16 protein-coding genes are annotated in these 15,547 nt (G+C 31.4%); 2 read left to right on the plus strand and 14 right to left on the minus strand.

Annotated features, from left to right (window positions below):
• Nucleotides 1–94 precede the first annotated feature (94 nt).
• The 6 genes from ACK2WN_RS04260 to ACK2WN_RS04285 all read right to left on the minus strand — a co-directional run bounded on the left by ACK2WN_RS04260 (nt 95) and on the right by ACK2WN_RS04285 (nt 6,307).
• Nucleotides 95–727: an aldo/keto reductase gene (locus tag ACK2WN_RS04260; protein WP_416154926.1), complete on the minus strand. Its 633-nt coding sequence runs from the start codon at nt 725–727 to the stop codon at nt 95–97.
• A gap of 202 nt (nt 728–929) precedes the next feature.
• A complete protein-coding gene (gene guaA, locus ACK2WN_RS04265) occupies nt 930–2,468 on the minus strand; it encodes a glutamine-hydrolyzing GMP synthase (RefSeq protein WP_300531307.1) in 1,539 nt (512 codons plus the stop codon).
• Nucleotides 2,469–2,719: 251 nt separating this feature from the next.
• Nucleotides 2,720–3,139 (minus strand): DUF2871 domain-containing protein, encoded by a 420-nt coding sequence (locus ACK2WN_RS04270; RefSeq protein WP_300531309.1) that lies wholly within the window; start codon nt 3,137–3,139, stop codon nt 2,720–2,722.
• A 141-nt stretch (nt 3,140–3,280) separates the two neighbouring features.
• Nucleotides 3,281–4,900, minus strand: coding sequence for a chaperonin GroEL (groL, locus tag ACK2WN_RS04275; protein WP_416154927.1), 1,620 nt, complete (start codon nt 4,898–4,900; stop codon nt 3,281–3,283).
• Nucleotides 4,901–4,969: 69 nt separating this feature from the next.
• The gene (locus tag ACK2WN_RS04280; RefSeq protein WP_178411266.1) at nt 4,970–5,254 is read right to left on the minus strand and encodes a co-chaperone GroES; all 285 of its coding nucleotides are present in this window, start codon (nt 5,252–5,254) and stop codon (nt 4,970–4,972) included.
• Between the two features lie 177 nt (nt 5,255–5,431).
• Nucleotides 5,432–6,307 carry a DNA-3-methyladenine glycosylase family protein gene (locus tag ACK2WN_RS04285; RefSeq protein ID WP_416154928.1) on the minus strand — a complete coding sequence of 292 codons (876 nt, stop codon included), beginning with the start codon at nt 6,305–6,307 and terminating at the stop codon, nt 5,432–5,434.
• Nucleotides 6,308–6,572: 265 nt separating this feature from the next.
• Between ACK2WN_RS04285 and ACK2WN_RS04290 the strand changes: the two genes are divergently transcribed.
• On the plus strand, nt 6,573–7,463 hold the full coding sequence (locus ACK2WN_RS04290) for a LysR family transcriptional regulator (protein ID WP_330000231.1): 891 nt from the start codon (nt 6,573–6,575) through the stop codon (nt 7,461–7,463).
• Nucleotides 7,464–7,570: 107 nt separating this feature from the next.
• Here ACK2WN_RS04290 and ACK2WN_RS04295 read toward each other — a convergent pair whose 3' ends face one another.
• The 7 genes from ACK2WN_RS04295 to ACK2WN_RS04325 form a co-directional block, all read right to left on the minus strand.
• The gene (locus ACK2WN_RS04295; RefSeq protein ID WP_416154929.1) at nt 7,571–7,795 is read right to left on the minus strand and encodes a hypothetical protein; all 225 of its coding nucleotides are present in this window, start codon (nt 7,793–7,795) and stop codon (nt 7,571–7,573) included.
• A gap of 51 nt (nt 7,796–7,846) precedes the next feature.
• Entirely contained in the window at nt 7,847–8,749 is a 903-nt protein-coding gene (locus ACK2WN_RS04300; RefSeq protein WP_330000234.1) for a dihydroorotate dehydrogenase, read from the minus strand.
• Nucleotides 8,749–9,435 (minus strand): dihydroorotate dehydrogenase electron transfer subunit, encoded by a 687-nt coding sequence (locus tag ACK2WN_RS04305; RefSeq protein WP_416154930.1) that lies wholly within the window; start codon nt 9,433–9,435, stop codon nt 8,749–8,751. Before ACK2WN_RS04305 ends, ACK2WN_RS04300 begins: the two co-directional genes overlap by 1 nt.
• 31 nt (nt 9,436–9,466) lie before the next feature.
• Nucleotides 9,467–10,390 (minus strand): aspartate carbamoyltransferase, encoded by a 924-nt coding sequence (pyrB, locus tag ACK2WN_RS04310; protein WP_300530039.1) that lies wholly within the window; start codon nt 10,388–10,390, stop codon nt 9,467–9,469.
• Nucleotides 10,391–10,625: 235 nt separating this feature from the next.
• Nucleotides 10,626–11,576 carry a C40 family peptidase gene (locus tag ACK2WN_RS04315; RefSeq protein ID WP_300530037.1) on the minus strand — a complete coding sequence of 317 codons (951 nt, stop codon included), beginning with the start codon at nt 11,574–11,576 and terminating at the stop codon, nt 10,626–10,628.
• A gap of 276 nt (nt 11,577–11,852) precedes the next feature.
• Nucleotides 11,853–13,109 carry an NAD-specific glutamate dehydrogenase gene (gene gluD, locus ACK2WN_RS04320; RefSeq protein WP_300530035.1) on the minus strand — a complete coding sequence of 419 codons (1,257 nt, stop codon included), beginning with the start codon at nt 13,107–13,109 and terminating at the stop codon, nt 11,853–11,855.
• Between the two features lie 165 nt (nt 13,110–13,274).
• Nucleotides 13,275–14,081, minus strand: a complete 807-nt coding sequence (locus ACK2WN_RS04325) for an ATP-binding protein (protein ID WP_416154931.1) — start codon at nt 14,079–14,081, stop codon at nt 13,275–13,277.
• A gap of 442 nt (nt 14,082–14,523) precedes the next feature.
• Here ACK2WN_RS04325 and ACK2WN_RS04330 point away from each other — a divergent pair, with 442 nt between their 5' ends.
• A complete protein-coding gene (locus ACK2WN_RS04330; RefSeq protein WP_300530031.1) occupies nt 14,524–14,694 on the plus strand; it encodes a DUF362 domain-containing protein in 171 nt (56 codons plus the stop codon).
• Between the two features lie 144 nt (nt 14,695–14,838).
• Here the strand turns inward: ACK2WN_RS04330 and ACK2WN_RS04335 are convergent, their stop codons facing one another.
• The gene (locus tag ACK2WN_RS04335) at nt 14,839–15,480 is read right to left on the minus strand and encodes a redox-sensing transcriptional repressor Rex (protein ID WP_178412497.1); all 642 of its coding nucleotides are present in this window, start codon (nt 15,478–15,480) and stop codon (nt 14,839–14,841) included.
• Nucleotides 15,481–15,547: the final 67 nt, after the last annotated feature.

A 15,547-nucleotide genomic window follows, 5' to 3' on the forward strand; every position in this document is an offset into this window, starting at 1 on the left:
TTTCTCGCCTCTCTACACTCGTTATGAATGTAGGGAGCTTTTTGTAAAAATATATTTGTCTATATATGTATATTTTTGACTATATTTTTAACAACTATATAGTTGCTCCTTTAATAGGCTCCATAACAACTAGCGGAATACCTAATTCATTAGCAAGATCAACACCTCTTTGTCCTGCTTGAATTTCCATATCCATATAGTTTAATTGTAACTGACAGAAATCCCAAGAATGATATCTTATAATTTCTTCAAATACATTAAATTCATCATGAAAACTAAATCCTAAATATTTTATCTTCCCTTGTTTTCTTAGTTCCTCACACATTTCAATAATATGATATTCTTTTACTTTTTTCCATTTATCAGCATCTAGTGCATGTAATAGATAGAAATCAACATATTCAACATCTAATCGCTTTAATTGTGAATCAAATATTTCAATTGCTTCTTGTTGACTATTAATATTCCAGATTGGTAATTTTGTTGCAAGTTTAAAACTTTCACGAGGATATTTTTTTAAAACTCTTCCAACAAATGGTTCACTATCGCCATCATGATAAGGATAAGCTGTATCAATATAAGTAACTCCTGATTCAATCGCTAAATCAATCATCTTTTCAGCTTCTTTTTCTTCAATATGTCCATCTTGATCTAATGGAAATCTCATACAGCCAAATCCTAATAATGAAGCTTCTACGTCTAATTTTTCAATTTTTCTATTTTCCATAACACTCTTCCCCCTTATATTATGAAGAACCTCTTCTTTTATTATACATAATTTATTAAAAAATTCCTTTTTTATTTTTAAGAGAGTTAAAAATACACTCCTCTTATAATTGTAAAATAAAAAAGTGTGCTAAATGTAAATATTGTCTAAATACATCTAACACACTTTTTATTATCTAAAGCATTTAAATTTCAATTTTATCTTATTCCCATTCTATTGTTCCTGGTGGTTTTGAAGTTATGTCATATACAACTCTGTTTGCACCTTCAACTTCATTTACTATTCTATTAGATATTTTTTCTAATACATCGTAAGGCATTTTGTACCAATCTGAAGTCATACCATCTGAAGAACTAACAGCTCTTATACCTACAAGATATGCATAAGTTCTTTCATCTCCCATAACACCAACAGTTTTAACATCTGGAAGTGTAGCAAATGCCTGCCATATTTCTTTGTATAATCCAGCTTTCTTTAATTCTTCCATGTATATAGCATCGGCTTCTCTTAATATGTCACATTTTTCTTTTGTAACTTCACCGATAACTCTTATTCCAAGACCTGGTCCTGGGAATGGATGTCTAAATATTAAATCTTCATCTATTCCTAGTTCTAAACCTATTTTTCTAACTTCATCTTTAAATAATTCTCTTAATGGTTCTATTATTTCCTGGAAATCAACATCTTCAGGAAGTCCACCAACGTTGTGGTGAGATTTTATAGTGGCTGCTCCGTTTCCGTGTCCACTTTCTATAACGTCTGGATATATTGTTCCCTGTACTAAGAAGTCCATTTTGCCTAATTTTTCAGATTCTTCTTCAAATACTCTTATAAATTCTTCACCTATTATTTTTCTTTTTCTTTCAGGTTCTGTAACACCTTTTAATTTAGATAAGAATCTATCTTCCGCATTAACTCTAACTAGATTCATATCAAATTTATCTCTGAATATTCTTTCTACATCGTCACCTTCATCTTTTCTAAGTAGACCATGGTCAACGAATACACAAGTTAGGTTATCACCTATAGCTCTGTGCATTAATACAGCTGCAACAGATGAGTCAACTCCACCACTTAATCCGCAAAGAGCTTTTCTATCTCCAACTTTTTCTTTTATTTCTTTTATTTTATCTTCTATGAAAGAATCTGTTGTCCAGTCACCTTTTACTTTACATATATTGTATAAGAAGTTTCTTAAAACTTTATCTCCGTCTAAACAATGTTCAACTTCTGGATGGAACTGTACTCCATATATATTTCTTTCAACATTCTGCATTGCAGCTATTGGACAATCAGCTGTGTATGCTATTACTTCAAATCCTGTTGGTAATTCAGATATGTAGTCAGTGTGACTCATCCATACTGAGTTAGTGTTTATTCCTTCGAATAAAGCAGATTCTTTGTAAGTTATTTCTGTTTTTCCGTATTCTTTCTGTTGTTTTCCACCTTTTTCAACTTTTCCGCCTAAAAGATGTGCTATTAACTGATCTCCGTAGCATATACCTAAAACTGGTACACCTAATTCAAATATTTCAGTAGATATAGTTGGTGAATCTGGTAAGTATGCACTGTTAGGTCCACCTGTGAATATTATCCCTATTGGGTTTTTAGCTTTTATTTTTTCGATATCAGTTGTGCATGGAAGTATTTCACAGTACACGTTGTTATCTCTTACTCTTCTAGCTATCAGCTGGTTGTACTGACCACCGAAGTCTATGACTAGCACTAATTCATGTTTCATCAATTTTCTCTCCTTCTTTATATAAATTTTTATTTTTTTGCATAGTTAACTATTATAATATATCTATTATACTTTAATTTACCAACAATTAAAAGATTTATCATTAAATTGTCAACCTATGTACTTATATCTTTTAACTTTATTTCATAAATAATTCATATTTTATTCATAAAAAAAAAAGATATCAATCAAATTTTAAGTTGTTAAATATAAAATCGACCAATATCTTTTATAAGCATTTTTAATTTTTACTATTTTGCATCTGCTGCTTTTCTAAGAATCATAAAGAAAAGTATTATTCCTATTGCCATAACTATATGAGCAAGTCCTGCGATTCCAGAAATAGATGCGTTCATCGCTGTAGTAAGAGCCATATACTTAACCTGTGTTATCCCTCTAACTAAAAGCATAATTACCATTCCTATTAAGCCCACGTTGTATATAATAAAGAATTTATTTATTCTTTTATCTTCTGAAATTTTATACTGTTTTTCTAAAAGTGCAACCACTAAGAAGAATATCATACCAAGCACAAATAAATGTACATGTACTTTTCCAAGCGTTGTTACACCAACAAATTGATTAAACTTTGCAAACTCTCTGTAGAATACTCCTCCTATCATAGCAAGTATTGCATATAAAAATGATGTGTTTATAAATTTCTTTTCCATAATAAAAATCCTCCATTCAAGCTATTTGATTAATTCGTACAATCAAATGCAATATACTCATACTAGTATATTACCCAGCTAAATGGAGGATAAACAGATTTTATTTTACACTATAATGTTTTTTATATTTAAATATTTTTACTACATCATTCCTGGCATTCCACCTGCCATAGGATCTGCTTCTTTTTCTGGTATATCTGCAACAGCTGCTTCTGTTGTTAAGAATACACCTGCTATTGATGCAGCGTTCTGTAAAGCTGTTCTACTAACTTTAGTAGGGTCAACTATACCAGCTTCTATCATATTTACATATTCTTCGTTTAATGCATCAAATCCTACATGAAGGTCTGCATCCATTACATTTTTAACTATAACTGCACCTTCAAGACCTGCATTTATAGCTATCTGTCTTAATGGTTCTTCAAGAGCTTTTCTTATTATGTTAGCACCTAGTTTTTCTTCACCATCTAATGAGTTAACAAGCTCTTCTACTGCTGGTATTACGCTTACAAGTGCTGTACCACCACCAGCTACTATACCTTCTTCAACAGCTGCTTTTGTAGCATTTAAAGCATCTTCTATTCTTAATTTCTTTTCTTTCATTTCAACTTCTGTAGCAGCACCAACTCTGACAACTGCTACACCACCGGCAAGTTTTGCTAATCTTTCCTGAAGTTTTTCTCTATCAAAATCAGAAGTTGTCTGGTCTATCTGGTGTCTTATCTGATTTATTCTTTCGTCTATTGCTTCTTTAAATCCAGCACCACCTACTATTGTAGTAGCTTCTTTTGTAACTTTAACTGATGCTGCATTACCAAGCATATAAAGTTCAGTATCTTTTAAATCGTATCCTAATTCATCAGATATTACCTGAGCACCTGTTAATGTAGCTATATCTCCTAGCATATCTTTTCTTCTATCGCCAAATCCTGGAGCTTTAACAGCTACAACATCAAATGTTCCTCTTAATTTATTAACTACTAATGTAGATAATGCTTCACCTTCTACATCGTCAGCTATTATTAATAATTTTCTTCCCTGCTGAACTATCTGTTCAAGTATAGGTAATATTTCCTGTATATTAGATATTTTCTTATCTGTTATTAATATGTATGGATTGTCTAAAACAGCTTCCATTTTATCTACGTCTGTTACCATGTAAGCTGATACAAATCCTCTGTCAAACTGCATACCTTCAACAGCGTCTAATTCTGTGTGCATTGTTTTTGATTCTTCAACAGTTATAACACCGTCTTTACCAACTATTTCCATAGCTTCAGCTAATAATTTACCAACTTCTTCATCTCCTGAAGAAACTGATGCAACCTGAGATATTTCTTCTTTAGTAGATATATCTTTTGAATGAGCTTTTAACTGTTCAACCGCTACTTCAACAGCTTTCTGTATACCTTTTCTTAAAAGAACTGGGTTAGATCCAGCTGTTACATTTTTTAAACCTTCTCTTATTATTGCCTGAGCAAGTACTGTAGCTGTTGTAGTACCATCCCCTGCTATGTCGTTAGTTTTAACTGCAACTTCTTTAACCAACTGTGCTCCCATATTTTCAAATCTATCTTCAAGTTCTATTTCTTTTGCTATTGTTACACCGTCATTAGTTATAAGTGGAGTACCAAATTTTTTATCAAGTATTACGTTTCTTCCTTTTGGTCCCATTGTAACTTTAACTGTATCAGCTAATTTATTTACTCCTGTTGCTAATGCTTTTCTTGTATCTTCTGAGAATTTTATTTCTTTTGCCATTTTAACTACCTCCCCAAACTAAAACAAAACTTATACTGATATCTTTTGACTATACTTCTATTATTTTTCTTATTCTAATACTGCTAATATATCTGCTTCTTTTATTATTATATATTCTTCGCCTTCAACTTTAACTTCTGTTCCAGCGTATTTAGAATATATAACCTTATCACCTTTTTTAAGCTCCATTTTTATTTCTTTACCATCTACTATTCCACCTGGTCCAACTTCTATTACTTCAGCTATCTGAGGCTGTTCTTTTGCTGCACCTGCAAGTATTATTCCGCTTGCAGTTTTTTCTTCTGCCTCTGCTCTTTTTATTACTACTCTGTCTGCTAATGGTCTTATTTTCATTACCTAGCGCCTCCTATTTATATATCAATTTATAAGTTTAATCGCTTATTTTTTGTTTAGCACTCTAAGACTATGAGTGCTAACAATTATTATAATATACCTTTTATTTTCATTTTTCAATACTTTCTACAGAAATTTTTGACTATGTTATATATCTATTAATAATTGTTTTTAATCCTATTTTCCTATGCCTAATTCTCTAGCATAATAGAATAAATACTGCTGTGCATATCCTGCTATATCGCCAAATTTTTCAAGGGCAAACTTTCTCATCTTAGGTAAACTCATATCTTCTTCAATGTAGAATTCCTGCATTACTCTCTTTACCCAAACATCGACTGGGAATGTGTCTATCTTCTGCATACCAAATAATGCTATGCAGTCGCAAACTTTTGGTCCAACCCCATTAAATTTTTTAAGTTCTTTGCAGCAATCTTCTGTGCTAAGTTTTCTAAAGTCTTTAACATCTAGTCCAAGTTTTACAACCGACTCGCATGTACTTTTTATGTATTTATCTCTAAATCCAGTTTTACATTCTCTTATTTCTTCTTGTGTAGCTTTATTTAATTCTTCTGGTGTAGGGAATGCATAGTATTTCTTACCTCTATACTCTCCTATCATTTTTCCATATCTTTCAGATAGGTTTTCTATTGCTCTCTGTATCATTGGTATTCTGTTGTTTGAAGATATTATAAATGAAATTAACATCTCCCAACTGTCCTGTCTAAGTATTCTTATTCCCCATCCAAAGTCTACTGCTTTGTCTAAGTATTCATCGAATTCTTTAAGAGTACTTTTTATTTTTCCATAGTCTGTGTCCATATCGAAGTAGTCACGCCATATGTTTTCGTAGTCCTCTTTTGTAGTATTATCTATTATTACATTGTTTCCTTCTCTTTTTATGTTGATTACTTTTTCCATAGCAACACCTGTGTATGAGCCGTCTTCTTCCGCTCTCCATCTGAAACACTGACCACATTCAAATATATGCTTTGGATCAAAGTCTGCTACGTCTTCTAATATTATTCCGTTTTCTTTTTCTATAATGTTCATTTTGCACCTCGTCAATAAATTTCATAATTATAATTTTATATCTAAAATTTGCATACTTAATAATATAATACCCTATCAAATTATTATTAAAAAGTTATATTTTTGTTTATCGTATTTTTATCTACCTTATATGCTATAATAAATTTACTATATATAAATATTATTATACATTTTTTGTAATTAGTAAATTAATTTCTATATTGCTTAATATGTTATAATATACTAGAATTTCTAATTTTAACTATTTAGAAGGGGGGCGAGAAATTTGTTAGAGGAATTAAAAACATTTATCGCTGTTGTTGAAATTAAGAATTTTACCAAAGCTGCAGAGTACCTAAGTCTTTCACAACCAAGTGTTAGTGTACACATCAAAAATTTGGAAAACTATTTTGGAGAAAAACTCATAGACAGATCTGTTAGACAAAAATCTATAAAAATAACTGAACAGGGTTATTTACTTTACAAAAGAGCTAAAGAAGTAGTAAGTATAATCGAAGCTGCTAAGCTAGAAGTTAAAATCGATACGGAATATATTGTTGGAGATATTAAAATTTCAGCTGTTCCTTCAGCTACAAATTATATTCTTCCAAAATATATAGCTGAGTTTTCAAAGAAATATCCAAATATAAATATAGAACTATCTATGAAAAGTTTTGACGATGTAAAAAAAGATTTGGTTAATCTAGATGCAGATATAGGTATTATAGACAGAAAGATTATGTCTGATGATTTTGAACAACAGGAATGCTTTAAAGAAAATATGAAGTTAATTTTCCCTTACGATTATAAAACTTATATTTCTAATATCCATTCTTATGAAAATCTAAGTGGACAGAATTGGATTTTAAGGGAAAAAGGATCTGGAACAAGATTTTTAACAGAGTATTTTCTAAACAAAAAACAGATAATCCCCAAATCTGTTTTCATTATGGGAAGTAGTTATTCAATAAAGGAAGCTGTAAAAAATGGAATGGGTATTTCTATACTATCTGGTTCCGCTTGTGAGCAGTTTGAAAATTCTAATGAAATATTCTGCATGGATATAGACAACGAATTTTCTAGAACTTTCTATTCTATTTCTCAGAAAAATTTCAAACCAAAGAGATCAGTTTCATTATTTTTAGATGAAATAAAAAATAGTGATGCTCAAATTTAATAATTCTAAATAGTTCTAATCTAGTTATACGACCATTTATTTGTCGAATAAATTCGATATACTGTTGCAATAAAAAAGGTCATCTCTTCTGAGATGACCTTTTTCTTTTAGTCTATTTTATCTTGTTCTTTATTATTTTCTTTTTGTTCCTGCTCATGTTCTTTTACTATTTTTGCATATTTTAGAGATGTAAACATCAATATTATTATAGTTAAAAACATTACAGGACTTATATTTATACCTTTAAATTTATAAAGATATAGCATTACTAGAAGTATTACTCCCCAAAATGCAGCAGTTATTTGATGTCTGTACTCTAAAAATTTATCCATTTAGATTACACTCCTATTTTTTGAACACTATAATATAATTTTTTTAATCTATTATATTATACCTCTTATTTCATCAAAAGATTTTATTCCTTCTCTATCCATAAAATCATTAAGGTCTTTTATTATTTTTGTTCCTATTTCTGGGTCCATAAAGTTTGCAGTTCCAACCTGAACTACAGTAGCTCCAGCCATTATAAATTCTATAACATCTTCTGCTGTAGATATTCCACCTATTCCTATTACTGGTATGTTTACGGCTTTACTTACTTCATATACCATTCTAAGAGCTATAGGTTTTATAGCAGGTCCAGAAAGTCCAGCTGTTACATTTTCAAATACTGGTTTTCTTCTTCTTATGTCTATTGCAAGGGCTTTAAATGTATTTACTAAAGATACACCATCTGCTCCTTCTTCTTCACAAACTTTTGCCATTCCAACTATATCCTCTGCATTTGGAGATAGTTTTACAACTAGAGGGTGTTTGCAAACTTTTCTTACTTCTCTTACCACTTCTCTAGCTACTTCATTTTTAATTCCGAAAGCCATTCCTCCAGCTTTTACGTTAGGGCAAGATATGTTAAGCTCTACCATATCTATATCCTGATCATTTAAAAGTTCAACACCTTTTACATAATCTTCTAGGCATCCTCCACCAACGTTAGCTATTCTAACACAGTTTAGGTTTCCAAAGAAAGGCATTTCGTGGTCTATAAATCCCTGTACTCCTGGGTTTTCAAGACCAACACTGTTCATTATTCCAGATGGAGTTTCGTGTATTCTTAAACCGTTGTTTCCTGGTTTTGCATTTAAAGTAAGACCTTTGCTGCTCACTCCACCTAGTTCATTTATATCGTAGTATTCATTGTATTCTTTACCAAATCCAAATGTTCCTGAGGCCATTACTATAGGATTTTTAAATTCTATTTCTCCAAATTTTACTCTTAAATCTGCCATTAGAAAATCACATCCTCTCCCCAGAACACTGGACCATCTTTACAAGTCTTTTTGTTTCCGAATTTTGTTTTACAAGTACATACTAGACATGCACCTACTCCACAAGCCATGTGGTTTTCAAGAGATATCATTATTCTTGTGTTTGTACCTTCGCACATTTTAACTAATTTTTCCATCATTGGTGTTGGACCACAAGATAGTATGTAGTCGTAATCTTCTACGTTTAATATATCTGTTATGAATGTATTTCCTGTAGTTGTTTTAACTTCATTACAGAATTCTTTGTATTCGTCTACTAATATCGCTTCTTCTCTAAATCCAAGATATGCATCACATCCAGGTATAGTTTTAGCTACTAAATAAAGAGGTGCTACACCTATTCCTCCACCAACTAAAGCTACTTTTCCTTCTACTTTTTCGTATCCATTTCCATATGGTCCCTGAAGTTTTATCTCATCTCCTGGAACAAGTTTAGCAAATATTTCTGTTCCTTCTCCAACTACTTTATAAAGGAATGTTATTCCTTCTTCATCTATGTAGTGTATACTTATCGGTCTTGAAAGTACAGGGTATTTGTCCCAAGCTCTTAGCATATAGAACTGTCCCATTTTTCCTTCAAATTTTCCTGCGACTTTCATTCTGTACATATCTTCGCCGATATAACTGTTTTCTATTATTTTGTACATTTATATTCTCCTTCGCATTAGTTTTGATGGTTTATTCTGGGTCTTTTATTCCTAAAAGTTTCATTATTAGAGCCATTCTTACATACATTCCGAATTTTGCCTGTTCAAAGTAAACAGCTCTCTTATCATCGTCAACATCAGTTGATATTTCGTTCACTCTTGGTAGTGGGTGAAGTATTAGCATATCTTCTTTTGCATCAGTTAATTTTTCTTTGTTTAGTATATATGTATCTTTTAATCTTTCGTATTCTTCTATATCATCAAATCTTTCTCTCTGAACTCTAGTCATGTAAAGTATGTCAAGGCCAGGTATAGCTGATTCTAAATCGTTAGTTTCTACAAATTCGTGTCCTTTTATAGCTTCTTTAACACTATCTGGCATTTTTAATTCATCTGGAGCTATAAATACGAATTTTGTATCTGGATATCTAGACATTGCTTTTACTAAAGAATGTACTGTTCTTCCGTATTTTAAATCACCACAAAGTCCTACTGTGTGGCCGCTAAGATTTCCTTTTAAAGTTTTTATTGTTAGTAAGTCTGTAAGAGTCTGAGTTGGATGCTGGTTTCCACCGTCTCCAGCATTTATGAAAGGAACACTACATGCTTCTACTGCCTCAGCTGCTGCACCTGCTACAGGATGTCTCATAGCTATTATATCTACATAGTTAGATACTATTCTCATTGTATCCTGAAGAGTTTCCCCTTTAGCTGTAGATGACGCTTTAGGATCTGAGAATCCTACTATACGTCCGCCAAGTCTGTTCATAGCTGATTCAAAGCTTAGTCTTGTTCTTGTTGATGGTTCATAGAATAGAGTAGCCAAAAGTTTCCCATCACATACGTGTATGTATTTTTCTGGATTTTTCATTATTCTCTGTCCAAGAGCTAGAACCTCATCTATTTCTTCAACAGTAAAATCTTCTGGCTGTATTAGATTTCTTGATTTTAACATTTTTAAATTCCTCCTTCTCGGTCTCACTGAACCGAATTTAAAGCTATTAGTAGCTTATCACCTTTACCTATCTAATGTCAACTTATATTAATTATATTTTAGCATAATTACAAGAAAGATGATTGTATTATTTTCACTCCAGGTAATCGAGTCGCATTGTCGCTAAAAATAATACAATAAAAAAGAGCCATCCTGTAAATTTACAAGATGACTCGTTTATATCATTCAAATTTTATTATAATACTCTTCTTGCTGTTACAAAATGGCTTGCATAGTAGTCAGATGTTATGTCGCTTACTTTTACTACATCTCCACTGTGAGGAGAGTGTATCATACATCCATTACCTACATATATTCCAACGTGGCTTACCCCACCACTTCCATCTGTTGTGAAGAATACTAAATCACCTGGCTGAAGCTGATCTTTAGTTATTTCTGTTCCAACATTTGCCTGGTCAGAAGATACTCTTGGTAGAGATACCCCTACAGAATTACTGTATACATACTGTACAAATCCTGAACAGTCAAATTTATCTGGACCTGTTGCTCCCCAAAGATATGGACTTCCTTTTTTAGAGTATGCTAAGTTTAATACGGCCTGAGCACTGTAACTATCTACAGAAGGTACATCTATAAGATTTCCTTCTATGTCTACTGTTGGTATTACAGGAGCCTCATCTGTTACATAATCAGCGTGAACATATCCTTCTTTACCCTGATTTCTAACCTGTATCCAATCGCCTTCCTGTTTAACAACTACTAGCGCACTTCCTTTATCTAATTCTTCTAATACCTCTGATGATGTATTGTCAGCTGCTCTAAGGTTTAATGTCGATGCTGTAGTAAATGCAACACCTTCTGATATAGCTACATATTCTGAAGCTATCCATGCATCATCTTCTCCATCTTCAACGTTAACCCATTCTCCCTGAATTCCTTTAACTTTGAACTGTTCTCCTTCACCAGCTACTCTTTTTGTATTTCCGTCAACTCTTACGTTTACTGATTTTCCATCCTTTACAGTAGCCACTTTATATGGAGATTCTTTATATTCATCTATTGTTATACCCGTTTCTGTATCTGGTACAGCATTTATATCGTCTATTTCGTCTGCACTTGCTAATACAGTTCCTGTCGCAACCATAGCAAAAGATACCACTAATGAAAGTAATTTTTTCTTATCCAAATCTAACCCTCCTTAAAGTTTTATATATTTATATCGTTCTAACTATATTATCGTTAATTTTTTATATTTTAATACATGTCAAAATAATTTTGTATTAATTTCTATTTTTAGTACATATACAATATATTATACCTTCTCGGATTTATAATGTAAATAATTATGTTACCTTTCAATGGTAGTTATTTCAATGAAAAATAAAAAGGAGATACCATAATCAAATATGATATCTCCCATTGAATTCATTTAGTATTTACAACTGTACTGTTGAGTTAAATCTTAGTACCATCCTCTTAATTTCATAGCTTCAGCTACTTTTTTAACTGAGTGCATGTAAGCAGATTCTCTCATTGTTACGTTGTATTCTTCTTTTATTTTCCATAGAGATTCGAAAGCTTTAACCATAGCTTCTTCTTCTTTAGCTTCTACGTCAGCTTCTGACCAGTAGTATCCGTATAAGTTCTGTACCCATTCGAAGTAAGAAACTGTAACACCACCAGCATTAGTTAATATGTCTGGAGTTAAAGTTATTCCTTTTTCTGCTAATACTTCGTCAGCTTCTGGAGTAGTTGGTCCGTTAGCTGCTTCACATATTAATTTAGCGTTTATAGTTTTAGCAACGTCTGCAGTTATAGCATTTTCAAGAGCTGCTGGTACTATTATGTCAACGTTTAATGCCCAGAATTCTTCTAAAGATATAACTTTTGCACCTGGGAAGTCATATAAATCTCCGTTAGCTGCTCTGTGATCCCACATAGCCTGGAAATCTAAACCGTCTTCTTTGTATATTACATAAGTACCATGTTTAGGGCACCATTCAGCCATAGCTACAACAGTTCCGCCTAATTTCTGTATATTTTTAACAGTGAAAGCACCAACGTTACCGAATCCCTGAACTGCTATTTTAGCTGTTTCCATAGGTATTCCTAATTTTTTAGCTGCTTCTCTAACTGTTACTGCAACACCGAATCCAGTAGCTTCATTTCTTCCTAATGATCCACCGAATGCAACTGGTTTACCAGTTATAACACCTATGTTGCTTGATCCAGTTAATTTGTTGTATTCATCAACCATCCAAGACATTATCTGTCCGTTAGTGTTAACGTCTGGAGCTGGTACGTCTACTTTTTCACCTATTAATTTGTATATTCCGTCTATATATCCTCTTGATAATCTTTCAAGTTCTCCCTGAGATAACTGGCTAGGGTCAACTATTATTCCCCCTTTACCACCACCGTAAGGTATACCTGTTACTGAACATTTGAAAGTCATCCATATAGATAAAGCTTTAACTTCTTCTAATGAAACGTTTGGATGGAATCTAACTCCACCTTTTGTTGGTCCAACTGCATCATTGTGCTGAGATCTAAATCCTTTGAATACTTTTATAGATCCGTCGTCCATTTTTACTGGTATGTTTACTTCTATTACTCTCTGAGGTTCTTTTAATAATTCGTAAACATTAGGTTCCATTCCTAATTTATCGCATGCTTTTTTTACCTGTGCCTGTGCGTTTTCAAAAACATTTCCTGACATTGTGTAAGCCCCCTTAAATACTCTAATATAATAATTATTCATATAAACTTTCACGCTTGAAAAATCATTTTCCCGCGTCTACATTTTGATTATAACATACTTTTTATAAAATAGTACAACATTTTTACAATAATTTTCAAATTATTTTGATATATTACTACAACACTATTTATCTTTTATTTTATTAATATAAATATCAATTTTATTAACATTAATTAATGTCATATTCTCTACATTTCTTTTTATATTATGTTGTATGTTTTTTAGGGTTCCAAAAGCATCCAAATTTCTTATATTTACATTCAATTTTATTTCTATTTTTCCATCTGAATTGTCTACACTTATTCTATTTATTCTAGATATATGTGTATTTTTTGATACAGTATATTTTATAATTTGATTCAGCACTTCGGGAGCTATGTAGAACTTACCCATATAGCTAAATGCCGGTCTAATTACAGTTTTTTCAAGGATTTTAGTTTCTTTATCCGATGTCATAAAAAATCTCCTTAGAGGATTTATTCTAAGACCGTTTATCCTTTTTTTAATCTCTACAGTTGGAACTGGTATTATATGATTCCCCTTTTTCCTAGACTCTATTGCTTTTCTTATATCATCTTCTGTACTTATATCGTTTATATCTATAATCTCATCTATTTCACCTAATTCTAAAGCTGAGCAAATTTGCTTCACCATCTTTAAAGAAGTACCTAAAATTAGTATACTATCTATGTCTAAATCGTTAATCTTTTTCTTAACAGATTTTCTATGATTTATATCAGAAAAAATAGCTCTTCTTACTGCCTCCATCTTAGTCTGAGACTGCTTTGCAGACACTCCAGCAACGATTTGACCCTTATATATAAGTAGGCCGTCATCCACAATATAATCTATATTATTTTCACAAGCTAATTCTAAAGATTTATAGCTTTTTCCCGTTCCACTTTTTCCTATTAATACATATATTTTCAAAAGTATAGCCGCTTTATTTGATATCGTTTTCATATTGTATTCTATTTTTATAAATTAAGTTATAAATAACTCTATTTAAACACTATTAATATATACTATTTGATATATTTAGTACACATTATTCCAAAAGAAAATATTTTCCGACAAAAAATGCGACCTTTTCACCTCTTTTCTCTATTCTTTAAAATTAAAATTTTTTTAACATATTTTTTTAATAATGAAAATATAAAATTAAGATAAAATTTCATTATAATTTATACTGCAAAAAAGAATCATTATTCTCCAACAAATTTTTTCAACTTTCTAGAAGTGTTGAAGTTTCTATGTTTAAGTTATATGATACAAAAATATTTGCCTTTCATCAATTAATTTAATTGTTATAGCAGAACTTTTTTGTTATAATGTACTTAAATAAATTTTATAATATTAGGAGGAAACTAAAATGGCATACAAAATAACTGATGCTTGCGTTAGCTGTGGTGCTTGTGCAGCTGAATGTCCAGTTGGAGCAATATCTGAAGGAGATAGCATGTACGTAATAGATGCAGATGCATGTGTTGAATGTGGTGCATGTGCTGAAGCTTGTCCAGTAGGAGCTCCTCAGGCTGAATAATTTTTAGTAAACAAAAAGACTGATTTTTTCAAATCAGTCTTTTTTATTTCTCAATTTTTAATTTTTACAAATTTAATCAATTAAAATATAACAAATTTAATCCAAATAACTCAAAACATTAAGATTCTTTTTCTAAAATATAACTTATTTCTTTAATTCGTTGTTTTCTTTCATTAAGTAAGAAAGAGTGAATAGACTTTCAGTTAAGTTAACATTTTCGACAATTATTCCTTTTGGAACTTCTGGATCTATTGGAGCAAAGTTCCATATACCTTTTATTCCAGCTCCGACTATTCTGTTTATTAGTTCCTGAGCTCCATTTTTAGGTATACATACTATTGCTATATCTATTTCGTGTTCTTTTATGTAGTCTTCTATAACATCAGAGTCTAATATTTCAAGCTCTCTTATTTTTAGACCTATCATTCTTGGATTTGCATCAAATAAAGCTTTTATTTCAAATCCTGAATTTCTAAATCCTGAATAGTTTGTTATAGCCTGACCTAGATTCCCTACACCTATAAGAACAGCATTATATGGTCTATCAAGACCTAATATTTTTCCTATTTCTTTGTGTAGAGCCTCTACATTATATCCGTACCCCTGCTGTCCGAATCCTCCAAAGTTGTTTAAATCCTGTCTTATCTGAGAAGCTGTGAAACCTATTATTTCACTTAATTCTTTTGATGATATTCTCTGAACATCATTGTCTAGAAGCTCACCTAAGTATCTGTAGTATTTAGGTAGTCTTCTTATAACCGCCATAGAAATATTTTTATTTCCCATTTAAATTAGCACCCCCTAACTCTATTATAATCCATCATGGTTTATTATATAACATACTTTTTTCTAA

This window comes from Peptacetobacter sp. AB800 (assembly GCF_047807365.1).
In the GTDB taxonomy this organism is placed as follows: Bacteria; Bacillota; Clostridia; order Peptostreptococcales; family Peptostreptococcaceae; genus Peptacetobacter.